Genomic DNA, 20,696 nt, shown 5'->3' on the forward strand with positions numbered 1-20,696 from the left:
CCCCACCTCGATGAACCAGCAGCCGCTCCGCATCGTCCTGGTCCGTTCGGACGAGGGCCGCAAGCGCCTGGTCAAGCACCTTGCGGAAGGCAACAACAAGAAGGCCGAGACGGCCCCGCTGGTCGCGATCCTCGCCGCGGACAACGAGTTCCACGAGGAGCTCCCGGAGCAGCTCCCGCATTTTCCCCAGGTCAAGGACCTCGTGTTCTCGGACCGCGCCGTGCGGGAGCAGTCCGCGCGATTCAACGCCTCCCTGCAGGTGGGCTATTTCATTCTCGGCGTCCGCGCCGCGGGCCTGGCCGCCGGCCCCATGACCGGCTTCGACGCCGACGGCCTCAACAAGGAGTTCTTCGCAGACGGCGAGCACTCGGTCCTCGCCGTGGTCAACATGGGCAAACCGGGCGAGAACGCCTGGTTCGACCGCTCCCCCCGCCTCACCTACGACCAGGTGGTCACGACGGTCTGACGACCCCTTTCCGGCCGGGCGGCCCGCTTCGCCGCCCACCACCCACGTACCGCCGTCCGACCGGGACGGCGGTACGTGGCGTTTCCGGGAATGAACGGGGCAGACCGACGCCGGGGCCGGCGGAAATCCGTGTGCGCACTGGACGCACCGACGTGGCACCGGCGGGGGGTGCGAGGAGCCCGTGGTAGTGCCGGCGCACGGAGCGTTCCGTCAGGTGGTCCCAGGCGTCGTGGATGGCGCAGGACCGGCGGACGCCGTTGTCGCCGCCGGGCGTTCGCCACCACCAGTAGTTGGTCTCGGCGGGGCGGAACCCGCGCAGACCGGGGAGCCGGTCCAGACCTCGTGGACGCGGCGTGCGCGGACGGCGCGCAGGCCCGCCGGCTTCTTGTCGGCGTAGAGGTCGGCGGGGGTGGTGGCGTCGAAGCCGGAGAGGGAGGACCACCTCGGGGTCCCAGCTGAGCAGCTGTTCGGTGGAGACCTGTGGGGTGGCGGTGGCCTCGCCCGCGGCGGCGTTGACGCCACCGGCCGGGTCCGTCCAGTGCGACACGTACTGGGACTCGTTGGCGGTGGTCCAGCCGTCGGCAGCGGTGTGCGGGTAGAGCACCCTGGGGCCGACCTTCCTGGTGTGCGGTGCGACCAGGGCGCGGATGGCCTTGTCCTCCTCGTGCGTCCACTCGACGAGGCCGGTGGCGCGCTTCTTCCTGCCGACCAGCGTGCCGAATATCTCGATCCAGGTCTCCATCTGCTCCTGGGGGCCGTAGGTGAGGCCGATCACCTTGAAGCCGGCGCTTGCCAGGGGGCGTTGACCTCGTCGCCCATGTCGCCCCACTGGATCACCACGTCGGGCTCGAGCGAGAGCGTGGTCTCCACGGTCGGGACGAAGTCGGCGCCGGCGATGGTGGTCGTCTTCCTGGACTCGGGGAACAGCGTGCCGAAGACGCCCCCCTTGTTGGCCTGGAGTGTGGACTCGTTGATGCCGGCGATGCGGTCGTGCGAGTCGTCCACCGCGGCGATCATCGACGGTGACGGGATGATCGCGGTGGCGATCCGTTCCACCGGCCCGTCGAACGACACCCTCTTGCCGCGCTGGTCGACGATGGTGAACCCGGCCGTCGAAGCGGCGCCGACGGCGTGTCTGTGGTGGCTGTCGGAAGTACTGCACACGGTGTCCCGCCACCTCCGACCCGGTGTGAACCGGCTGTTCAGGACATTCCCCGATGGGTGCGCGGCATCCAGGAAGCCCGTACCCGGGGGGCACGGCGGCCTGGCCACTTCCCGTCATGGGCCCGAGAGCGTCTTGCTCTTGCCCTCGTGCCGTGCCCAGGTACAGGGCACGCTCAGGTACGGCCGGACGCCTCGGTGCTTGACGTCACTGCGCGGTCGGCAGACCGGCCAGCAGACTGCGCCGTGCGGAGTCCACATGCTCCTCGGCCCGGCGGGCCAGTGTCCGGATGTCGCCGGAGCGCAGGAGAGCGGCCAGCTCGCGATGCTCGTCGACCACGCGTGCGCGGTAGTGGTCGTAGGCGGCGTCGACGCGGTGCAGCTGAAACAGATGCAACTGAGAGCGGATCGCCTCCCAGGCGGAGGTGAGCCTGCCGTTTCCGGCGGCGGCGTGGATCTGGTCGTGGAAGGCCATGTCCAATGCCACCAGTCGGGGGGCGTCGCTGCCCTCGGCGATCTCGGCCGTCATCTCGGCCACCAGCCGATCCAGCGCAGACAGGTGCTCCGCGGTCGCGGCTCGCCGCGCGGTGGTCGCGGCCAGGCGGTCCAGCGCGGCCCGGAGTGCGTAGACCTCCTGGACGTCCTCGGCCGTCACCTCGATGACGGTGGTACCGCGGTGCCAGCCGCCACGCACCAACCCTTCCCGCTCCAGCCGGGCCAGCCCTTCCCGGACCGAGCCGCGGCTGACCCCGAGGTGTTCGGCCAGCTCCACTTCGCGCAGTGGGGCTCCGGGTGGGAAGTGACCCGAGAAAATCGCGGCGCGCACCAGGTCGGCGGCTTCGTCAGCCAGCCCGCGCCGGGCGGCCTTCGGCAGTGCAGATGACATGGAGGCAATGTTGACATCCGGACAACGTCGACGGCCAGACCGGTTCGAGGTGACTCGCTCCGGACTCCGAGAACGGACGGAGTGTTGTCCGAATGTTGACATTCGGACAACTGGTGAGTCAGGCTGCCCCGGCCACCGAGTCCACCGGAGGGAACCCCGATGTCACAGCGACCCGCTTTCCACCTGGCCGTCCCGGTCGACGACTTGGTCGCCGCCCGCGGCTTCTACGGACAGGTGCTGGGCCTGCCCGAGGGGCGCAGCACCGCCCACTGGGTGGACTGGAATCTCGAAGGGCACCAGTTGGTGACCCACCTGGTGCCGGCCGCGCCGCAGCCGGCGGGCACCAGCCCGGTGGGACAGCATCAGGTGCCGATTCCGCACTACGGTCTACTGCTGCCCGAACAGTCCTTCCATCAATTCGCCGAGCGGCTGCGAGCCGCGGGGGTGCACTTCGACATCGAGCCGCATCGCCGCTTTCCCGGTGAGCCCGGCGAACAGTGGACCATGTTCTTCCGCGACCCCGCGGGCAACGCCCTGGAGTTCAAGTCCTTCCGTGACGAGTCGATGGTGTTCGCCCGATGAGGGGTGTGCTGGTCACCGGCGGATCGCGGGGCATCGGCCGCGCCGTCGCGAGGGCCTTCGCCGCCGACGGTGACCGGGTCGCGGTGCAGTACGCCGGTCGCCGTGCGGACGCCGAACGGACGGTGCGGGAGCTGCCCGGCACCGGGCACACTCTGCTCCAGGCCGATCTCGGCGAACCAGGTGCGGCCGAACGGACCGTGGCCGAGGCGGTGGCCGCGCTCGGCACCGTGGACGTGCTGGTGAACAACGCGGCCGTGGCACCCGCGGCGGACACCCGGCACCCGATCGCCGAGACCCCGCTGGAGCACTGGCAGCAGGTCTGGCGGCGGATGGTGGACGTCAACCTCCTGGGCGCGGCCGACTTGTGCTGGGCCACGGCCCGCCACCTCGTCGACCGGGGCACCGGCGGTGCGATCGTGAACGTCGGCTCGCGCGGCGCGTTTCGGGGCGAACCCGATTTTCCCGCCTACGGGGCGACCAAGGCGGCGCTGCACGCCCTCGGCCAGTCACTGGCCGTGGCCCTGGCCCCGCACGGCATCGCGGTCACCTCCGTCGCTCCCGGGTTCGTCGCCACCGAACGGCAGACGGGGAAGCTGTCCGGCCCGGAAGGCGAGCGTCTGCGCGCGGAGAGCCCTTTCGGGCGAGTCGGCACCCCGGAAGAGGTCGCCGCCACGGTGCACTTCCTCGCCTCCCCCGCCGCGGCTTGGGCCTCGGGGACCATCGTCGACCTCAACGGCGCCTCTCACCTCCGCACTTGACGCTCCACCACGCCGGAGGAGAACGCCGAGTGACTCGCTGAAGTGGGCGAGCGCTGGAAGATCCGCAAACGCCTTCTCCGCGACGCGGGCCTCGCCCTGCCAGACAGGGTGGCAGGCTGCCTCGTCGTGCTCTACGGCCAGCCGGTGCTCCGCATCACCCAGCTACCACGGACGAGGTCCTGGCTGAAGCCGATGGCGTTGGCCTCCAGCTGGATTCCGTCCAGTAGAGATTCCCGAGCCACTGGGATCAATAGAGGAGACGGGAGAGGTCACGTGGCTCCGCCTGCCGAGATGCTGGACGGGGGAGTGGGCGGCCCGGAACAGCTAGGGGGTGTCGCCGCTCATCCGGCGCTGCAGCTCCCACAAGCTCCGGAAGAGACCTGGCTCCTGGGTGAGCTGGGTGTAGGTGCCTTCCTGGACGATCCGCCCTTGGTCCAGGGCCACGATCCGGTCGGCGACGGCCACATTGGTGAGGCGGTGCGTGATCAGCAGGATGGCGCGGTCCTTGGCCAGTTCGCGCAGGCCGGCGAAGATCCGGTGCTCCGCGCGGGCATCGAGGGCCGCCGTGGGTTCGTCCATCACCAGCAGCGCCGCCTGCCGGTGGAACGCGCGGGTGAGGACCAGGCGCTGCCACTGCCCGCCGGAGAGCTGCTGTCCGCCGAACCACTCGCTGGTCAGCAGGGTGTTCAGCCCGGAGCGCAAGCCCGGCAGCATCTCCGCGGCGCCGGACGCCTCGCACGCGGCGAGCAGGGCCGCGTCGCTGGTGTCGCCCTGCCCGAAGGTGATGTTGTCGCGCATCGTCAGCGGCAGGTAGGTGAACTTCTGCGGCACCAGCGCGACGTGCTCCCACGACCCCCAGGGGTCCAGGTCCGCGGTGGAGGCGTGGTCCCAGGCCACGTCGCCCTCGGTGGGCAGCAGCAGCCCGCACAGCAGGCGAGAGAGGGTCGTCTTGCCTGAGCCGTTCTCTCCGACCAGTGCCACGATCTCGCCGCGCTTCACGTGCAGGGAGACGTCGCTCAGGCTGTCCTTCGGTGCGCCGTCGTAGCGGTAGGTGACGTCGCGGACCTCGAAGCGCTCCGGGGCCGCGGTCACGGGCGCGGTGCCGCGGGAGTCGGTCATGGCCTGGCCGTGGGCGTTGTCGAGGAAGTTCTGCCAGTCCTGCACGTACCAGCCGGTGCGCACCAGGCGGGCCCCGCCGTTGATGATGCCGCGCACCGAGCCGGTGGCGGTCTGGAGGGCGAAGACGGCGCCGCCACCGGCCGCCAGGCTGATCCGCCCGGAGGCCAGGAGCCACAGCAGCGCCGCCCACACCGCGGCCGAGGCGATCCCGCCGGCCACTGCTCCGGCCAGTCCCATCGAGGCACCGGTGTTCGCGGCCTTGCGTTCGGCGGCGTTGACCGAGGCGGCCAGCTTCCGGTACCGGCCGATCAGGAAGGGGCCGGCCAGGCAGGCGCGCATCTCCTCGCTGGACTCCTGGTAGGCCATGTGCCAGCGCAGCTTGCCCAGCATCCGGCGCCGTCCGGAGGTCTCCAGGCCGGCGAGGTAGATCACGCGGGCGGAGCGGACGTAGGCGGCGGCCTGCGGCAGGCAGGCGAGGAAGAGAAGGGGAAGGAGCAGGGGGTGCAGGACGGTCAGGACGGTGGCGCCGGCCGCGAGCGTGGCGGTCGTCGCGAGGACGTCCTGCGCTTCTTCGACGAGGTCGGGGGTGACCTGGGCGCCGCGGTCGGCGATGTCGTAGGCGTCGTTGTAGCCGGGCTTGTTGTTGGCGGCCAGTTCCGCGCCGAGCGCGGCCTCGATCATCGTCAGCTCCGCCGCCCGGCCGAGCACCGGGCGCAGACGCCCGGTGAGCCAGACGACGGTGATGCCCAGCAGGGCGCGCAGGCCGGTGGCGGCGGCGATCACGGCCAGCTGCGGGGCGGCGTCCCACAGCCGCGCGGTGATGTCGCCCGAGGAGACCAGCGCGGTGATCGTGCCCGTGACGGCGAGGAGGCCGAGGGCCGCGAGGACGCCGGTCCCGATCTGGCACACCAGCAGGCCGATGGTCGCGCCGCGGTCCACGCGCCAGGCCATCTGCACCGAGCGCCGGACGAGCGCGGGGAGGCGACGCGCCATGGTGCGGGAGGTCAGCAGGGAGCCGGCCTGGAGCCTCGACGCGTCCCGGTAGAGGTATTCCTCCTCTCGAACACCGGCCTCATGCGGTTCGTCGTCCGGCGCGGCCCCCTTCGGGGGTTGCGGTGGCTGGTCCTGTGTAATGGCCGAGGTCATCGTTCCCCCTGGGGCGGTCGCTGCGGCAGAGTCGTGAGGTCTAACGACACGGCTGCGATATCGAACACACGTCATTCGGTCGTGCTGGGGAGCCTGCTGTTTCCTGCGTCAGGGGCCCCGCGGGCATGGGATCCCTGGTCTGGCTCGGGGCGGGTGCGGGCAGGAAATGGCCGAAACGCCGACAGTGCCAAACAGCGTGGGCGGTACGGCGGGTCATCCCGGCGTCGGGTCCTCCTGGCCGGGGGCTGGTTCGGCCTGCGGCAGCCTTTCGGGCCTCGTCTCGGCGTGTCCGACCGCGCCCGTCAGAGCCTCATGGCGGTGGGCGGACAGGACGCCGGCTCCCGGCCCGGCCGTGGCGATCACCGCGTGGAGGGCGTCTGTCGCCGCGTTGTCCAGGGCGGACGCGGCGACGGAGTGGTGCAGGGCGTCCCGTGGGCGTGGCCGTCGAGTCGGGCGACGCTGACGAGGGAGTCGAGTAGGCGGGCGACCGACATGGCGTCCGGTGCGGTCCAGTTCCCGGACTGACAGGCCCGTCCGGGTCTGGAAGACCGTGGTCGGCGGATCGAGATGGGCAAGGAGCTGGACGGCTGTATCGAGAGTGCGGTCAAGGTCGGGCTTGAGACCCATCGCCGCAGTTCAAGAGCACTTCCGAGTTTCTGATCAGCTCTTGGACGGCCCACCTCGCGAAAGCACGAGGCTGGTGCCCCTCCATACGTACGAAACAGATGGAAGCCACTTGCTCTGCGGTATCGCACGGACTACGACCGTGTCCGACTCCTCGAACTCCGCCGCTCTGCCACGGCGTCACTACCCGGTGCCGTCGTGATCGACGACCCCTGGGTCAACGCGGAGACCGGGGAAAACTGGGTCGACGCACACCTCCTGCCGGTCACCGCCCCGTGGGTCGGTGCCTGTCTGGGGGTGCCGACCCACGGGGCGGGGACCGGGTTGGGCGCGGTTGTGGGGCCGAGGGGGCCGGGGCCGTGTCGCGGCCGGTTTCGACGTCGTGTGACTCGGCCGGCTTCCGGCCCCGACGAGGACGGAGGCCGTGGTCTGCTCCTCATCGGCGCTCTGACCGCGAGGGTCGCCGCCACCGAGGCGGCGACCCGGGATCATCGACGATGTCTTCCTGGAGGGGCGGGAAAGGCCGCAGCACAGGCCGTCATCGACGCGTCCCTTCACTTGTGGCAGGTCACATCAGGTGTGGGTCCAGCGTTGGTTGCTGCCGTTCGAGCAGGAGTACAGCTGGATCAGAGTGCCGTTGGCGGTGCCGCCTGCGACGGCGTCGAGGCAGAGGCCGGACTGGACGCCGACGACGGATCCGTCGGAGTCGAGGCGCCACTTCTGGTTGTCGCCGCCCCAGCAGCTGTAGATCTGGACTTTGGTGCCGTTGCCGGTGCCGGCGGCGTCCAGGCACTTGTTGCCGTAGACCCTGAGCTCGCCGGTGTCGGTGTACGTCCACTGCTGGTTGGCGCCGTTGTGGCAGTCCCACAGGTGCAGCTGGGTGCCGTCGGTGGTGCTGGTGTCGGGCACGTCCAGGCAGCGGCCGGAACCGACGCCCTTGATCTGTCCGGACTCCTCGGGGGGTGTGGTGGAGCCGCCGTTGAGTGCGTTGAGGACGGCGGTGTAGGCGGGCTTCTTGCTGCCGTCACCGTTGAACAGCAACGGCGTCTGCTCCGATCGCCAGGAGTCGGTGTCGCGCACACCCCAGACGGTGATGCCGAGGCAGCGCGGGACGGCCAGGCAGTCGTTGGTGACGTTGGCGTAGGTCGAAGCCGGGGCGCCCTGGATGTCGAGTTCGGTGATGGCCACGTCGACGCCGAGGGCGGCGAAGTTCTCCAGGGTGGTGCGGAAGTTGCTGTTGTAGGGGCTGCCGCTGTTGAAGTGCGACTGGAAGCCGACGCAGTCGATCGGCACGCCGCGCTGCTTGAAGTCCCGGACCATGGCGTACATGGCCTGGGTCTTGGCCCAGGTCCAGTCCTCGACGTTGTAGTCGTTGTAACAGAGCTTGGCCGCCGGGTCGGCAGCGCGCGCGGTGCGGAAGGCGACCTCGATCCAGTCGTTGCCGGTGCGTTGCAGGTTGGAATCCCGCCGGGCTCCCGAACTGCCGTCGGCGAACGCCTCGTTCACGACGTCCCACTGGGTGATCTTGCCTTTGTAGTGGGCCATCACGCCGTTGATGTGGTCGATCATCGCCTGGCGCAGTGCGCTGCCGCTGAGGCTCTGCATCCAGCCGGGCTGCTGGGAGTGCCAGGCCAGTGTGTGGCCGCGCACCTCCTTGCCGTTCTGCACCGCCCAGTTGTAGACGCGGTCGGCGGCGGTGAAGTCGAACCGGCCCCGCTGTGGTTCGGTGGCGTCGATCTTCATCTCGTTCTCGGCCGTCACCGAGTCGAACTCACGGCCGGCGATCGTCGTGTACGTCGAGTCGCCCAGCTTGCCCGAGGCGATGGCGGTGCCGAAGTAGCGGCCGCTCTGCGCCGCCGCAGCGCCGAGCGTGCTCTCGGCGGCGTGTGCGGTCGGCGGCGCGACCAGCGCGGTGACCACACCGAGGGCGCCGACGACCAGCGTCAACAGCAGACCGCGGATCTTCCGGCGGATATCGGGTCTGGGAAGGGCATACGAGCCCATGACGGTGCCTCCAGGAGAGAGATCACGGAAGGACTGAACGCAGGGGGTTGCGTCGCCCGCTCCCATTCGGCGGACGACGGACGGACGGACGAGGACGGACGAGGCAGGGCAGTGCAGTGCAGGACAGGGCGGGGCCCGGACAGTACGGAATCACCGGACACCGCGGTCATGGGGAGGCCACGATCTTCGGCACAGGTATGGGGCTCCGTCGCGGCTCACCCTGGGACCGCCACTCGGCGCTTCCCAGACAGGAATGATTGGGCTATTGACGATGCATCGTCAATAGCTGCACAGAAGAAGTTTCTGTCTTGCGTTCGAAACTTTCGGAATCGAGGTGGGTCGGGCGGTGAACCGCTGACGCCGTCGTGAGTGGGTGTGGTGAGCGTGGCGGGGTTGCGGTCGGGGCGAGTGGGTGGACGTTTCTTGCTCGACTCCGCTCCTCCTCAAGGTGCCGGTGTGGGCCCGTTGTCGTGTCACTCGCCGTGCTCACGACTACGAATGTTTCGACACCGATAGCGCCATGTGCGAGGGGTGTTGACGCCGCTCATCGGTTCCCTATCATTCAGCTTGCTCGACACTTCGGTCTTTGTTCGGCATGTCGGACGACTCGGGTCGAGTCCGGTCGAGTCGCTCTCATCGCGCGCCAGTCGCAAGAAGCTGTGCCGCGCGTCTATGTCATGACCTCGCCAATACCTGCCGTGCTGCTCACGGGCCGCTGCGCACCGCACCGCACCGCCAGTCCGGACAACCTCTGACGAGGCCGACCGGATCCGCCTACTCAAGGTTGGGGAAGTCCCTATGCACAGAGGAAGTCTCATCCGCAGGCACACGTCTGTGGTGCTCGCCGCCGCGGTCGCGGTCCTGGCCGCGTTGGCGGCGATGCTCGTCGCCACCCCGGCTCAGGCGGCCGGCAGTGGCGCCTTGCGCGGTGTTGGTTCGAACCGGTGTCTCGATGTGCCGGGCGCCAGCCGGACCAACGGCACGTACCTGCAGATCTACGACTGCTGGGGCGGGACCAACCAGCAGTGGACGTCGACGGACGACAACCGGCTGACCGTGTACGGCGACACGTGCCTGGATGTTCCGGGCCACGCCACCGCGGCCGGTACCCGGGTGCAGATCTGGGCCTGTTCCGGCGGTGCGAACCAGCAGTGGCGGGTGAACTCCGACGGCACGGTCGTCGGAGTGGAGTCCGGGCTGTGCCTGGAGGTCACGGGTGCCGGGACGGCCAACGGCACTGCCGTGCAGCTCTGGACGTGCAACGGAGGCAGCAACCAGAAGTGGACCGGCCTGCCCGTGACGCCGCCGACGGACGGCACGTGTGCTCTTCCGTCGACGTACCGGTGGTCGTCGACGGGCGTCCTGGCGCAGCCGGCGAACGGGTGGGCCGCGGTCAAGGACTTCACCACCGTGACGCACAACGGCAAGCACCTGGTCTACGCGTCGAACGTGTCGGGATCGTCGTACGGCTCGATGATGTTCAGTCCCTTCACGAACTGGTCGGACATGGCATCGGCCGGTCAGACGGGGATGAGTCAGGCCGCCGTGGCGCCCACGCTGCTCTACTTCGCGCCCAAGGACGTCTGGGTGCTGGCGTACCAGTGGGGTGCGTGGCCCTTCATCTACCGCACGTCGAGCGACCCCACCGATCCCAACGGCTGGTCCTCACCGCAGCCGTTGTTCACCGGGAGCATCTCCGGCTCCGACACCGGCCCGATCGACCAGACCCTGATCGCGGACGACCGGAACATGTACCTGTTCTTCGCCGGCGACAACGGCAGGATCTACCGGGCGAGCATGCCGATCGGGAACTTCCCGGGCAACTTCGGATCCTCGTACACGACGATCATGAGCGACACGAAGGCCAACCTGTTCGAGGGCGTACAGGTCTACAAGGTCCAGGGCCGGAACCAGTACCTCATGATCGTCGAGGCGATGGGCGCCAACGGGCGCTACTTCCGCTCCTTCACGGCCTCCAGCCTGAGCGGCTCGTGGACCCCGCAGGCCGCGAGCGAGAGCAACCCCTTCGCGGGAAAGGCCAACAGCGGTGCCGGCTGGACCAACGACATCAGCCACGGTGACCTGGTCCGCGCCGACCCCGACCAGACCATGACCGTCGACCCCTGCAACCTGCGGTTCCTCTACCAGGGCAAGGACCCCGACGCGGGCGGCGACTACAACCGACTGCCGTGGCGGCCGGGTGTCCTCACCCTGCGGCGCTGACCTCGCGACGTACCAGAGAGCGCCGTCGGGACCGAGGGTGATACCGACCGGTGCGGCGGCAGCGGTGCGCAGCGGGTGGACGGCGACCGTGCCGTCGGTGCCGATCCGGCCGATCGCGTTGACCTGGTTCATGGTGAACCACATCGCGCCGTGCCGAACTCGCCGCTCTCGAACTCACGGACGCCGCACCCTGACCCCGGTCTCGTCCGGCTGTACCGGGCGGCCGGCGGCACCGCGGGCGCCGGGCGTGAACGGGTACCTCGAGACAGACGACGGTGTTCGAACAGGCCCGGGAGCCCGGGGGTGGCCGACGTCGACGTCCTGGTCGTCGGCGGCGGACCGGCCGGAGTGTGTGCCGCCGTCGCGGCGGCGCGGGCGGGGGCGAGCACCTTCCTCGTGGAGCGGCACGGATTCCTCGGCGGGATGTGGACCGCGGGCATGGTCCTCACGCTCGCCGGCTACAACTCCTGGCTGCGGCCCTACGACCGTTGTGTGGAAGGCGTCCCCGCGGAGTGGCTGGCCCGCGCCGCGAAGCAGGGCGGTGCGGTCGACGGTGACGGCTGGGTGCTGAACTCCGACCCGGAGGTCATGAAGCGCGTCGCCGACGAGATGATCGAGGCCGAGGGCATCGGGCTCCTGCTCCACAGCTGGGGCGCCCGCCCGATCGTCGAGGACGGCGTGCGCGGCGTGTACGCCGAGAACGTCGACGGCCGGCGCGCCATCCGCGCCTCGGTCACCGTGGACTGCACCGGCAACGGCGACATCGTGGCCGGGGCCGGTTCCGACTGGGTGAAGGGCACTGGGTGAAGGGCAACACGCTCCAGCCGATGACCATGCCGTTCCGCGTGGGCAACGTGGCGCCGGACCCGGAGCGCGAGCACGCCGCACCGGTGCGCATCCCCATCGGGCCGGAGGCGACCCTGCTGAAGGAGCCGCTGCTGGGACGGTACGCCTCCACGCGCAGGGACATCGACCTCGACATGGACGCCATGCGCGCGGCCCGGTCCCGGGGCGAGCTGCCGCCCTTCGGCGGCCCCTGGTTCGGCGGCATGGAGAAGGACGTCGCCTGGGTCAACACCACCCGGGTCATCGGGGACGCGTCCGACGCGGAAGAGCTCACCCGCGCGGAGGTCACCGGCCGCAAGGACTCCGTCGTCATGCTCGACGCCCTGCGCGAGCACAGCCCGGCGTTCAAGGACGGGCGGCTCCTGCACACGAGCACCCAGATCGGCGTTCGCGAGACCAGGTGCCTCCTCGGGGCGTACACGCTCACCGGCGACGACATCCGTACGCAGGCCCGGTTCGACGACGGCATCGCGGTCGGCTGCTGGCCGATCGACGTGCGCCCCGCCGGAGACGTCGGCGTACACGCCATGTACGTGCCGCTCCCGTACGAGATCCCCTACCGCAGCCTGCTGCCGCGGAAGACCGACAACCTGCTCGTGGCCGGCCGCTGCATATCGGTGGACCGGGAGGCACTCGGATCGGCACGCGTGGGCGCCACCTGCGCCGCGACGGGCCGGGCCGCGGGTGTGGCCGCCGCCCTCGCGGCGACCGGTGGGAAGCAGCCGCGACAGCTGGACGCCGGACAACTCAGGACCGCGGTCCGGGCACAGGGCGGCCGCGTGACGCCGCCGGCACACTAGGACTTCGGGAGAACACCATGCACGACCACGCAGAGGTGGAAGACCAGAGAATATCCCCGCAGGCCCGGAAGGTCCTCGTGGCGGCGGGCGTCGGTCATTTCATCGAGTGGTACGACGTCGGCGTCTACGGGCTGCTGGCCACCTTCCTCGCCGCGGACTTCTTCGTCTCCGGCGACCCCACCACCGCACTCCTGGCCACCTTCGCCGTCTCGGCCATCGGGTTCGTCCTGCGGCCGCTGGGCGGCCTCTTCTCCGGTCCGCTCGGAGACCGCATCGGCCGGCGGCGCACCCTGGCCATCGTCGTCCTGCTCACCTCCGGTTCCACGTTCGCGATGGGTGTACTGCCCACCTACGACAGTGTGGGCATCCTCGCGCCCGTGCTGCTGCCCTGCTCGTACGACGCGACCGTGGACGCCGAGTAGCCGACGCGCCGTCCGAACTCCTCATGTTCCAGGCCCGCCCGCACCCGCAGCGTCTTCAGCGTCTGGCCGGACGCGACGACCACAGCCTGCCCGGACGTGTCTGCCGTAGCCCGTCCCGCGTCGTCCGCCACCACGGCCTCGGCCCGTGCGCCCGTTTCCTCGGTCATCGCCACCGTCATCGCCTCCCTGCCCCAACGCCGTCCCGGCCAACTCCGCCACGCCGCGCACCTCGTACCCGTGCCACCACGGCGCGCACACCGGCCCCCGTCGGAACGTCACCACTGGTCACGCTACGCGACCGGCGGCACCGTTGTCGGCATGACGAGTCAACTCCCCAGCCCCGTCGGTACGTCGCAACCCGCCCGTGCCGGTGGCAACTTGAGCCACACCTTCGAGATGCGATCCACCTCCACTCCACGCGGCGCCCGCCTCGCACGTCGACTGGCCGCGCACCGGCTGGACATCTGGGGCATCCCGTACGGCACCGGTCCGCACGAGGAGATCGTGCCGGTGCTGGGCGAGCTGACCGCCAACGCCGTACAGCACGGCCACGTCCCCAGCCGCGACTTCCACCTGCTCCTGGACGTGACCGAGCCCGCCCGCGCGGTCAGGATCGAGGTCACCGACACCCGTACCGAACACACACCGCCGGACCCGGCGGACGTACGCGCTCCCGTCGGCGAGGACGACAGCGGACGAGGGCTGCTTCTCGTCGCGGCACTCGCCACCCGCTGGGGCTGGCACCTGCGGTCCCCGGGGCCGGGCAGGACGGTGTGGGCCGAGTGGGCCTTCACGACAACCGCGTGAGCTCATGTGCAGGGCGGGGGAATGACGGGGCGACAGTCGAGTCACCCGCAGAGGAGGCTCGCGCCCGTGGCCCTGCTCAGGTGCGCGGTCCGGCGCCGTGCAGCAGGGTGTCGACGATGCGGGCGGCGAGGGTGTCGGTGTCGACGCCGGCGTCGTCCGGGCTCCCGTCCAGGGACTCCCCGAGGAGCGCGTAGTAGACCCGTCGTAGCCAGTGGAGGTCGGCTGCCTCGTCGATGAGCCTGTCCGCCCGGGCGCGTTCCAGCACGGTGATGCAACGCCGGCCCATGTCCTCGTGGACGGCGGCCGCTTCGCTGCCGGGCTCGGCGGGCAGCCCCAGGGCGAACGCCCAGGCGCCCTTCACCTCGAGCACATTGGCCGTGATCCGGTGCAGTGCCACAAGAGGAGGCGCGGTGTCCGGCCGGCCGTCCTCCACGGCTTCGGCGAGCCGACGGGCGGCGGACGAGGCCAGGGCCTCGATCAGTGCCTGCCGATGGGCGAACCGCCGGTGGATCGTCGTCCTGGCCACCCCCGCCGCGGTCGCGATCTGCTCCATCGACGCGCCGGGATCCGCGGAGAGCACGCGTTCGGCCGCCTCCAGGATGGCGCGCACACTGCGCTCCGCGTCCGCCCGCAGCGGCCGTCCCGCTGACCCGCTCATGGCGCCTCCCACTCATCTGCCTGACCACCGAAACGATACAGCGTTGCGTCATCTTTCGATTAACTGCGTCACGGTTGTTGCAGTTAAGTGGAAAGCAGGTACGCTCATGTCTCAGTTGCTCGTTGAGTGAAGGGGACTTCTCGTGAACAGTGCAGCGCTCATCACCGGTGCCTCGTCCGGACTCGGCGCGGAGTTCGCCGCGCAGCTCGCTGCCCGCGGGCACGATCTGATCCTGGTGGCCCGCTCCGAGGACAGGCTCACAGCGCTCGCCGAGCGGCTGACCGCGGAGCACGGCGTCCGCGCCCACGTCCTGGTCCAGGACCTCGCCGAGCCCGATGCCGCCCGACAGGTCGCCGACCGGCTCGCGGCCCGCGGCCTGAGTGTCGAACTACTGGTCAACAACGCCGGGTTCGGCACGTGCGGTCGCTTCGAGGACATCGCCGCCGACCGCGACCACGACCAGCTGATGGTCAACGTCGTCGCGCTCGTCGACCTCACCCATGCCCTGTTGCCCGGCATGCTGGAGCGCGGCACGGGCGCGGTCGTGAACGTGGCTTCCACCGCGGGCTTCCAGCCCTCCCCGTACTTCGCCGTCTACGGCGCGGCCAAGGGCTTCGTACTGAACTTCGGGCTCGCGCTGCGTCAGGAGTACCGCGGGCGTGGCATCCGCGTGCTCACCCTGTGTCCCGGCCCGGTCGACACTCCCTTCTTCGACGCCATCGGTACCCGTAAGGCCGCGGTGAACGGCTCGATGACCACGCCGGAGCCGGTCGTGCGCGCCGCTCTGCGCGCCCTCGACCGCGACCGCGGCTATGTCACCCCCGGATTCGGCAACGCCCTGGCCGCGCATCTGCTGCCGCGCCGGCCGCGCACCCTGGTCGCCGCCGTCGCCGAGCGCGTCACCCGCAAAGTCCTCGGCCCTTCGGATGTGGCCCCGCAGCCGAAGGAGTACGCGGCGAAGGAGTATGCGGCGTAGGTGCCCCCGCCGTCCCGGCAGCGTGTGCCGCGCCGCGTGCGGGCGCGGGGCGGGCTCACGACTCTCACACGTGCCTCCAACTCCCCGGTGCGGGCCACGAATCCGGCCTGGCCGACTACGACGGGGAAGCCGCTGCCGACATCGTGAACGCCCCGGTCGTCGCGTACGGGGCCGCCCTGCGGCCGTACGTGTACGCACGCCGGAGGTCGCCTCGCGACTCGCGCCGCCGCCTCCGCGGCGGGAGTCGCGAGGCCACCTGTCAGTTCTTCATGTGGAGCGGGACGGGGCGGACCGGACGGCGCCGGCCGGTCTCAGCGGAACGCGGCGACGTTGTGGGCGGCCCAGTCGGCGAAGGTGCGAGGGGGGCGGCCGGTGACCTGCTGGACGTCCGGGCTGACGCGCAGCTCGGCCGGGTTCGGGGAACCGAGGATGTCCAGTGTGTCGTCGGCGAGTTCCGCCGGCATGCTCTGGCTCATGCCGGCCTTGGCCTCGTCGCGGGTGAGTTCGTGGAAGCTCACCGGCGAGCCCATCGCGGTGGCGATGGCCTCTGCCTGCCGGCGCGGAGTGATCACCTCCGGGCCGGTCAGCTCGTAGACGCCGCCGGCGTGCTGGCCTTCCAGCAGGCAGGCCGCCGCGACCGCGGCGATGTCCGCCGGGTCGATGATCGGCACCCCGACGTCGCCGAAGGGCGCGGCGACGACCTGACGCGTGCGGACGGACTCGGCCCACCACAGGGCGTTGGAGGCGAAGCCGCCCGGCCGCAGGATGGCCCACTCCATGCCGGATTCCCGCAGCGTGTCCTCCAGCTCGCGCATCGCGATCCGGGTTGAGCCGAAGGGCCTGGTCACCACGCCCAGTGTGGAGAGCAGGACGACCCGGCGGACCCCGCAGGCCGCGGCTTCGGCGATGATGTCGGCGGGGTTCGCTCCAGCGGCGTGCAGGTCGCCGGACAGCAGTAGGAACAGCGACTTCGCCCCTGTCAGTGCGGGCTTGAGGCCCGCCGGTTCGGCGAGGTCGGCCATCACGTGGCGGACGCCGTTCGGTACCGCCGCCGCGTGCCGTGACACCGCGGTCACCTGCCGGCCCGCCCCGGCCAGTGCCTGTGTCAACGGTCGGCCGATGTTTCCGGTAGCCCCGGTCACCACGATCATGATCTGCTCCTCGTCAATTGCCCTTTACGGCCGTCACGTTAGGAGCGCGGGATGATCACCGTAAGGACATACCCCGAGGTAAGCTCATGACATGGTGGAAGGTGTGCAGCCCAGCCAGGCCGAGGAGGGGAAGCGGTATGACGTGTTTCACACCGACTGCCCCGCGCGCGGCGTGGTCGACCATGTGACCAGCAGGTGGGGCGCCTGGGTCCTGATCGCCCTGCGAGGCGACGGACTTCGGTTTTTCGAGCTGCGCGAGAGCATCCAGGGCGTCAGCGAGAAGATGCTCGCCCAGACGCTGCGCGGGCTGGTCCAGGACGGCCTGGTCTGGCGGAAGGTCGAGCCGACGACGCCACCCCAGGTCACCTACGGACTGACCGAGTTCGGCCAGGACGTCAGCGAGCCGCTGACGGAGCTGCTCGACCGGGTCACCCGGAGGATGTCGGCTCGCAGCGCCGCGTAGCGGGGGAGCGGCTGGTACACATCCGCGACGCGATGGGTTCCCTGACGAGCCGACCGCGACGCCGCGAGGTTCCTCGTCCGATACCGTCCGCGCGGACGGGAAGGCGTGGGCCGGACGGCGTGGGGGTGGACCCGGGCCCGAGGGCGGGTCACGCGGAGAGGGGGTCGCGCCCCGGGGGTGTTTCGGAGCGGTGCGTCGGCCTCGGGCGGTGCTGTCCGGTTGTCGCCGCATGTGGTCGCGGACCCGGGTCATGATGCCGCCGAGCGCGTCGACGTCGTCGGCGGTGAGCGGGGCGAAGAGCAGGCGCCGGGTGATCTCGATGTGGCCGGGCAGGACGCGGCCGACCCGGGCGAGGCCCTCCTCGGTGAGGGTGACCATCGTGGCGCGCTGGTCCTGCGGGGAGGGGCTGCGGGTGATCAGGCCGGTCTTCTCCAGGAGTCCCGCCTGGTGGGTGAGCCCGGAGCTGAGGTTGATCCCCGGGAGTGGACACCGGGTTTCATGCGGCGAGTGACAGCGTAGTGGATGTGATCAGCTGCTGTTCGACTTCGATCGGTGTGAGGTAGCCGAGGGCAGAGTGACGTCGGTGCCGGTTGTAGTAGGCGAGCCGGCGGAAGAGCTCGAGCCGGGTCTGGGCCTTCGATGTGAAGCGCCGTCCGTGGAGCAACTCCCGCTTCAGGCCCTGGAAGAAGGACTCGGCCAGGGCATTGTCGTAGCTCGATCCGACGCGTCCCATGCTGCGGCGGATGCCGTGACGGCGGCAGGCATCGGCGAAGGCCCGGCTCACGTATTGGGCGCCCCTGTCCGTGGAAGATGACGCCGTCCACGTAGCCGCCGCGGGTGGCGACGGCCATCTCGATCGCGTCGGTGACCAGCGAGGTGCGCATGTGGTCGGCGATCGACCAGCCGACCACGCGGCGTGAGCAGATGTCGATGACCGTAGCCACATACAGCCAGGTGGAGCCGACGGCTATGCGCCATCAGCGTACGTGTGCTGGTCGTGGACGATCAGGCGATCGTTCGAGCGGCTTTCGCGGCGATCCTGGACGCCGAGGTCGACATGACCGTGGTTGGTGAGGCCGCGGACGGGGGCCGCGGCCGTGTCGATGGCGGCCGAACTGGCCCCCGACCTGGTGCTGATGGACATCCGGATGCCCGGTATGGACGGCCTGACGGACACCCGGCTGATCACCCGTCACAGCAGTCGTAGCAGAGTCCTCGTGCTCACCACGTTCGACCTCGACGCCTACGTCTACGACGCGTTGCGTGCCGGAGCGTCCGGCTTCCTGCTCAAGGATTTCGAGCCGGACGACCTGCTGTCCGCGATACGGGTCGTCGCCTCCGGGGAGGGCGTCCTCGCCCCCGCCGTCACGCGACGTCTGATAGCGGCCTTCTCCCAAGGGGCCCCGGTCCACGCGGAGGCCGCCGGAGGCGTGGACTGCCTGACCCGACGCGAGCGCGAGATCCTGATCCTGGTGGCCACGGGCCTGAGCAACGCGGAGATCGGAGCGCGTCTGGGGCTGGCCGTGGGCACCGCGAAGGTGCATGTCGGCGCAGTGCTCGGCAAACTGGCTCTACGGGACCGCGTGCAGGTGACCATCTTCGCCTACGAGAGCGGACTGATCCGCCCGTCGGCGACGTCCACCGCATAGAAGGCACGCCCGCAACACGTGCGGCACGGCGGAGCGCGGGCCGGCCGGAATCAGCCCGCCCGCGGGTGCGAAGGTACTCAGCCCCTCGGACACCCGGACCCCGCTACTTCGTGGCCCCCTGCGCGAACCCGTTGTAGATGTAGCGCTGGAGGAAGAGGAATATCACCAGAGTGGGCACGATCACGAGGATGGCTCCGGCGGAGATGTTCTCCCAGTGCGCACCGAACGGTCCCTTGAAGCGGAACAGGGCCGTCGACATGGTCCCGAGTTCCTCGGAGGGCATGTACAGGAACGGAATGTAGAAGTCGTTGTACGTGGTGATGCCCTTGATGATGATCACGGTGGCGATCGCCGGCTTGAGCAGCGGAAAGATGATCTTCCGGTAGATGGTGAAGGAATTGGCACCGTCGAGCCGCGCCGCTTCGTCGAGGGACTTGGGAATGCCGCGGATGAACTGCAGGAAGATGTAGATCGACACGATGTCGGTGCCCATGTAGAGCAGGATCGGGGCCCAGCGGGTGTCGAACAGGCCGAAGCTGTTGACGACCTGGAAAGTGGCGACCTGGGTGGTCACGGCCGGCACCAGGGTGGCGATCAGGAACAGCGCCATGACGATCTTCTTGAAGCGGAAGTCGAAGCGGTCGATGGCGTACGCCGTCATGGAGCCGATGATGACGGTGCCGGTGATGGAGAACAGCAGGATGAAGGCGGTGTTGCCGAAGGCCGTCAGCATGTGGCCGTCGGTGAACGCCGTGGCGTAGTTGGAGAAGTTGAGCCAGTCGTCCGGCAGGGACAGGGCGCCCTGTCCGTCGGAGATCTCACCGTATGACTTCAGCGAGGTCAGGAAGACCACGAGGAGTGGGACCAGGATGACGAGGGAGGCGACGATCAGCGACAGGTAGGTGAGCGCGGTGCCGACGCGGAGGCGCCGGCGGGGCCGGTCCTGGGCGGGGGCGGTGATGGTCATACGAGGTCAACCTTCTCGTCGGGCACGATGCGGCGCTGGATCCAGGTGATCAGCAGGATGATGACCAGCAGCACCACCGCGCTGGCGGAGGCCAGGCCGGTCTTGTTGAACTGGAAGGCGAACTTCACCGTCTGGATGACGAAGGTCGAGGTCTCGGTCGCGCCGCCGGTCATGATGTACGGGATCTCGAAGACGGACAGTGAGCCGGAGATCGCCAGGATGACGCTGAGGCTCAGTACCGGGCGGATGCTGGGCGCGATGATGTGCCGGAACTGCTGCCACCGGGTCGCGCCGTCGAGCTCGGCGGCCTCGTAGAGCTCACCGGGGATCGACTGGATGGCGCCGAGGAAGAGGACGAAGTTCAGGCCCGTGTAGCGCCACACGGACACGCCCGCGAGCGAGGTGTTGGCGGACTCGGGGCTGCCCAGCCACGCGTGGTCGGTGTCGGCGCCGAACCAGGCCAGGACCGAGTCGAGGGTGCCGCCGTCCTGGAAGAAGTACAGGAAGACGAAACCGATCGCGACGCCGTTGACCAGGTAGGGAAAGAACAGGATGCCCTTGAACAGGTTTCTGAAGCGCAGGTCGAAGCTGAGGACGGCGGCGAAGTACAGGGCGACGACGATCTGTACGGCGGACGCCGCGAGGTAGTAGAGGCTGACCGCGAAGACCTTGAAGAGTTCGGGCCGGGTGAACAGCTCGGTGTAGTTCTCGCCGCCGACGAAGTTCCGGTCGGGGCTGACGCCGTCCCAGTCGGTGAAGCTGTAATAGATCATGTTGCCCACCGGCACGTAGGTGAACGTGACCAGCAGGGCCAGAGGGGCCAGAAGGAACAGCCACGGGGTGAGGCGGCGCAACGGCCGGTCACGCCAGGTGGCGGCGCCCGGGGCGCGCCGCCGGGAGGGACTCTTGCCGGGCCGGCCCGGCTCGGCGGCCGGAGCGGGCGGTGACGCGGTGGAAGCGGTGCGGGTCATTGCGGGGCCAGGGCCTT

The 20,696-nt window shown here is 69.8% G+C and carries 19 protein-coding genes and 4 pseudogenes; 11 read left to right on the forward strand and 12 right to left on the reverse strand.

The genetic code is table 11. The annotated features are described in order from the left end of the window. The coding region (locus ABEA26_RS23560) for a malonic semialdehyde reductase (RefSeq protein WP_345595248.1) at positions 1-466 on the forward strand (466 nt) is incomplete at its 5' end. Here ABEA26_RS23560 and ABEA26_RS23565 read toward each other — a convergent pair. The 3 genes from ABEA26_RS23565 to ABEA26_RS23575 all read right to left on the reverse strand — a co-directional run bounded on the left by ABEA26_RS23565 (position 453) and on the right by ABEA26_RS23575 (position 2,513). After that, positions 453-1,208, reverse strand: coding sequence for an ABC transporter substrate-binding protein (locus ABEA26_RS23565; protein WP_345595249.1), 756 nt, complete (start codon positions 1,206-1,208; stop codon positions 453-455). The two genes, ABEA26_RS23560 and ABEA26_RS23565, sit on opposite strands and share 14 nt — an antisense overlap. Positions 1,209-1,237: 29 nt before the next feature. Next, entirely contained in the window at positions 1,238-1,630 is a 393-nt protein-coding gene (locus ABEA26_RS23570; protein ID WP_345595251.1) for a TroA family protein, read from the reverse strand. A 205-nt stretch (positions 1,631-1,835) separates the two neighbouring features. Then, positions 1,836-2,513, reverse strand: a complete 678-nt coding sequence (locus ABEA26_RS23575) for a GntR family transcriptional regulator (RefSeq protein WP_345595253.1) — start codon at positions 2,511-2,513, stop codon at positions 1,836-1,838. A gap of 159 nt (positions 2,514-2,672) precedes the next feature. Here ABEA26_RS23575 and ABEA26_RS23580 point away from each other — a divergent pair, with 159 nt between their 5' ends. Together ABEA26_RS23580 and ABEA26_RS23585 are read left to right on the forward strand one after the other, a co-directional pair. After that, on the forward strand, positions 2,673-3,095 hold the full coding sequence (locus ABEA26_RS23580) for a VOC family protein (RefSeq protein WP_345595255.1): 423 nt from the start codon (positions 2,673-2,675) through the stop codon (positions 3,093-3,095). Next, positions 3,092-3,853, forward strand: coding sequence for an SDR family NAD(P)-dependent oxidoreductase (locus ABEA26_RS23585; RefSeq protein WP_345595257.1), 762 nt, complete (start codon positions 3,092-3,094; stop codon positions 3,851-3,853). The genes ABEA26_RS23580 and ABEA26_RS23585 overlap by 4 nt, the downstream gene beginning before the upstream one ends. Positions 3,854-4,177: 324 nt before the next feature. Here the strand turns inward: ABEA26_RS23585 and ABEA26_RS23590 are convergent, their stop codons facing one another. Together ABEA26_RS23590 and ABEA26_RS23595 are read right to left on the reverse strand one after the other, a co-directional pair. After that, positions 4,178-6,118: an ATP-binding cassette domain-containing protein gene (locus tag ABEA26_RS23590; protein WP_345595259.1), complete on the reverse strand. Its 1,941-nt coding sequence runs from the start codon at positions 6,116-6,118 to the stop codon at positions 4,178-4,180. A gap of 1,197 nt (positions 6,119-7,315) precedes the next feature. Then, positions 7,316-8,746: an endo-1,4-beta-xylanase gene (locus ABEA26_RS23595; RefSeq protein WP_345595261.1), complete on the reverse strand. Its 1,431-nt coding sequence runs from the start codon at positions 8,744-8,746 to the stop codon at positions 7,316-7,318. A 798-nt stretch (positions 8,747-9,544) separates the two neighbouring features. On the opposite strand from ABEA26_RS23595, the gene ABEA26_RS23600 reads away from it, so the two are divergent. After that, positions 9,545-10,969, forward strand: coding sequence for a non-reducing end alpha-L-arabinofuranosidase family hydrolase (locus ABEA26_RS23600; protein ID WP_345595263.1), 1,425 nt, complete (start codon positions 9,545-9,547; stop codon positions 10,967-10,969). A gap of 9 nt (positions 10,970-10,978) precedes the next feature. Here the strand turns inward: ABEA26_RS23600 and ABEA26_RS23605 are convergent. Next, positions 10,979-11,119: pseudogene (locus ABEA26_RS23605) on the reverse strand (virginiamycin B lyase family protein); the annotation flags it as partial. A gap of 153 nt (positions 11,120-11,272) precedes the next feature. Between ABEA26_RS23605 and ABEA26_RS23610 the strand changes: the two are divergent. Genes ABEA26_RS23610 through ABEA26_RS23620 form a run of 3 tightly spaced genes read left to right on the forward strand, consistent with a single transcriptional unit; the run spans position 11,273 to position 13,037 of the window. Further along, on the forward strand, positions 11,273-11,776 hold the full coding sequence (locus tag ABEA26_RS23610) for an FAD-dependent oxidoreductase (protein WP_345595264.1): 504 nt from the start codon (positions 11,273-11,275) through the stop codon (positions 11,774-11,776). Next, positions 11,773-12,615: an FAD-dependent oxidoreductase gene (locus tag ABEA26_RS23615; RefSeq protein ID WP_345595265.1), complete on the forward strand. Its 843-nt coding sequence runs from the start codon at positions 11,773-11,775 to the stop codon at positions 12,613-12,615. The genes ABEA26_RS23610 and ABEA26_RS23615 overlap by 4 nt, the downstream gene beginning before the upstream one ends. 17 nt (positions 12,616-12,632) lie before the next feature. Then, positions 12,633-13,037, forward strand: a complete 405-nt coding sequence (locus tag ABEA26_RS23620; RefSeq protein ID WP_345595267.1) for an MFS transporter — start codon at positions 12,633-12,635, stop codon at positions 13,035-13,037. Here ABEA26_RS23620 and ABEA26_RS23625 read toward each other — a convergent pair. Next, positions 13,001-13,204, reverse strand: a pseudogene (locus ABEA26_RS23625) (helix-turn-helix domain-containing protein); the annotation flags it as partial. The gene ABEA26_RS23620 and the pseudogene ABEA26_RS23625 overlap by 37 nt on opposite strands. 151 nt (positions 13,205-13,355) lie before the next feature. On the opposite strand from ABEA26_RS23625, the gene ABEA26_RS23630 reads away from it, so the two are divergent. Beyond that, positions 13,356-13,844 (forward strand): ATP-binding protein, encoded by a 489-nt coding sequence (locus tag ABEA26_RS23630; protein WP_345595269.1) that lies wholly within the window; start codon positions 13,356-13,358, stop codon positions 13,842-13,844. A 76-nt stretch (positions 13,845-13,920) separates the two neighbouring features. Here ABEA26_RS23630 and ABEA26_RS23635 read toward each other — a convergent pair whose 3' ends face one another. Then, on the reverse strand, positions 13,921-14,502 hold the full coding sequence (locus ABEA26_RS23635; protein ID WP_345595271.1) for a TetR/AcrR family transcriptional regulator: 582 nt from the start codon (positions 14,500-14,502) through the stop codon (positions 13,921-13,923). A gap of 142 nt (positions 14,503-14,644) precedes the next feature. Here ABEA26_RS23635 and ABEA26_RS23640 point away from each other — a divergent pair, with 142 nt between their 5' ends. After that, positions 14,645-15,478, forward strand: coding sequence for an SDR family NAD(P)-dependent oxidoreductase (locus tag ABEA26_RS23640; RefSeq protein ID WP_345595272.1), 834 nt, complete (start codon positions 14,645-14,647; stop codon positions 15,476-15,478). Positions 15,479-15,789: 311 nt separating this feature from the next. Here the strand turns inward: ABEA26_RS23640 and ABEA26_RS23645 are convergent, their stop codons facing one another. Further along, complete coding sequence (locus ABEA26_RS23645) at positions 15,790-16,629, reverse strand: SDR family oxidoreductase (protein ID WP_345595274.1); 840 nt, start codon at positions 16,627-16,629, stop codon at positions 15,790-15,792. 91 nt (positions 16,630-16,720) lie between these two features. Between ABEA26_RS23645 and ABEA26_RS23650 the strand changes: the two genes are divergently transcribed. Continuing rightward, positions 16,721-17,092, forward strand: coding sequence for a winged helix-turn-helix transcriptional regulator (locus ABEA26_RS23650; RefSeq protein WP_345595275.1), 372 nt, complete (start codon positions 16,721-16,723; stop codon positions 17,090-17,092). 496 nt (positions 17,093-17,588) lie between these two features. Here ABEA26_RS23650 and ABEA26_RS23655 read toward each other — a convergent pair. Further along, positions 17,589-18,063, reverse strand: a pseudogene (locus ABEA26_RS23655) (IS3 family transposase); the annotation flags it as partial. Positions 18,064-18,068: 5 nt separating this feature from the next. Here ABEA26_RS23655 and ABEA26_RS23660 point away from each other — a divergent pair. Then, positions 18,069-18,741, forward strand: a pseudogene (locus ABEA26_RS23660) (response regulator). Between the two features lie 103 nt (positions 18,742-18,844). On the opposite strand, the gene ABEA26_RS23665 reads toward ABEA26_RS23660, so the two are convergent. Further along, positions 18,845-19,708 carry a carbohydrate ABC transporter permease gene (locus ABEA26_RS23665; protein WP_345595277.1) on the reverse strand — a complete coding sequence of 288 codons (864 nt, stop codon included), beginning with the start codon at positions 19,706-19,708 and terminating at the stop codon, positions 18,845-18,847. Then, positions 19,705-20,679 (reverse strand): carbohydrate ABC transporter permease, encoded by a 975-nt coding sequence (locus ABEA26_RS23670; protein ID WP_345595278.1) that lies wholly within the window; start codon positions 20,677-20,679, stop codon positions 19,705-19,707. The genes ABEA26_RS23665 and ABEA26_RS23670 overlap by 4 nt, the downstream gene beginning before the upstream one ends. Positions 20,680-20,696 lie beyond the last annotated feature (17 nt).

It is taken from the genome of Streptomyces marokkonensis (assembly GCF_039539045.1).
Lineage (GTDB): Bacteria > Actinomycetota > Actinomycetes > Streptomycetales > Streptomycetaceae > Streptomyces > Streptomyces marokkonensis.

Excerpts from the sequence above, each read along its gene's own strand:
- ABEA26_RS23670 (WP_345595278.1), bottom strand. The coding sequence starts at position 20,679 with ATGACCCGCACCGCTTCCACCGCGTCACCGCCCGCTCCGGCCGCCGAG.
- ABEA26_RS23650 (WP_345595275.1), top strand. The coding sequence starts at position 16,721 with ATGGTGGAAGGTGTGCAGCCCAGCCAGGCCGAGGAGGGGAAGCGGTAT.
- ABEA26_RS23665 (WP_345595277.1), bottom strand. The coding sequence starts at position 19,708 with ATGACCATCACCGCCCCCGCCCAGGACCGGCCCCGCCGGCGCCTCCGC.
- ABEA26_RS23580 (WP_345595255.1), top strand. The coding sequence starts at position 2,673 with ATGTCACAGCGACCCGCTTTCCACCTGGCCGTCCCGGTCGACGACTTG.
- ABEA26_RS23635 (WP_345595271.1), bottom strand. The coding sequence starts at position 14,502 with ATGAGCGGGTCAGCGGGACGGCCGCTGCGGGCGGACGCGGAGCGCAGT.
- ABEA26_RS23630 (WP_345595269.1), top strand. The coding sequence starts at position 13,356 with ATGACGAGTCAACTCCCCAGCCCCGTCGGTACGTCGCAACCCGCCCGT.
- ABEA26_RS23585 (WP_345595257.1), top strand. The coding sequence starts at position 3,092 with ATGAGGGGTGTGCTGGTCACCGGCGGATCGCGGGGCATCGGCCGCGCC.
- ABEA26_RS23595 (WP_345595261.1), bottom strand. The coding sequence starts at position 8,746 with ATGGGCTCGTATGCCCTTCCCAGACCCGATATCCGCCGGAAGATCCGC.
- ABEA26_RS23645 (WP_345595274.1), bottom strand. The coding sequence starts at position 16,629 with ATGATCGTGGTGACCGGGGCTACCGGAAACATCGGCCGACCGTTGACA.
- ABEA26_RS23565 (WP_345595249.1), bottom strand. The coding sequence starts at position 1,208 with ATGGAGACCTGGATCGAGATATTCGGCACGCTGGTCGGCAGGAAGAAG.
- ABEA26_RS23600 (WP_345595263.1), top strand. The coding sequence starts at position 9,545 with ATGCACAGAGGAAGTCTCATCCGCAGGCACACGTCTGTGGTGCTCGCC.
- ABEA26_RS23590 (WP_345595259.1), bottom strand. The coding sequence starts at position 6,118 with ATGACCTCGGCCATTACACAGGACCAGCCACCGCAACCCCCGAAGGGG.
- ABEA26_RS23575 (WP_345595253.1), bottom strand. The coding sequence starts at position 2,513 with ATGTCATCTGCACTGCCGAAGGCCGCCCGGCGCGGGCTGGCTGACGAA.
- ABEA26_RS23620 (WP_345595267.1), top strand. The coding sequence starts at position 12,633 with ATGCACGACCACGCAGAGGTGGAAGACCAGAGAATATCCCCGCAGGCC.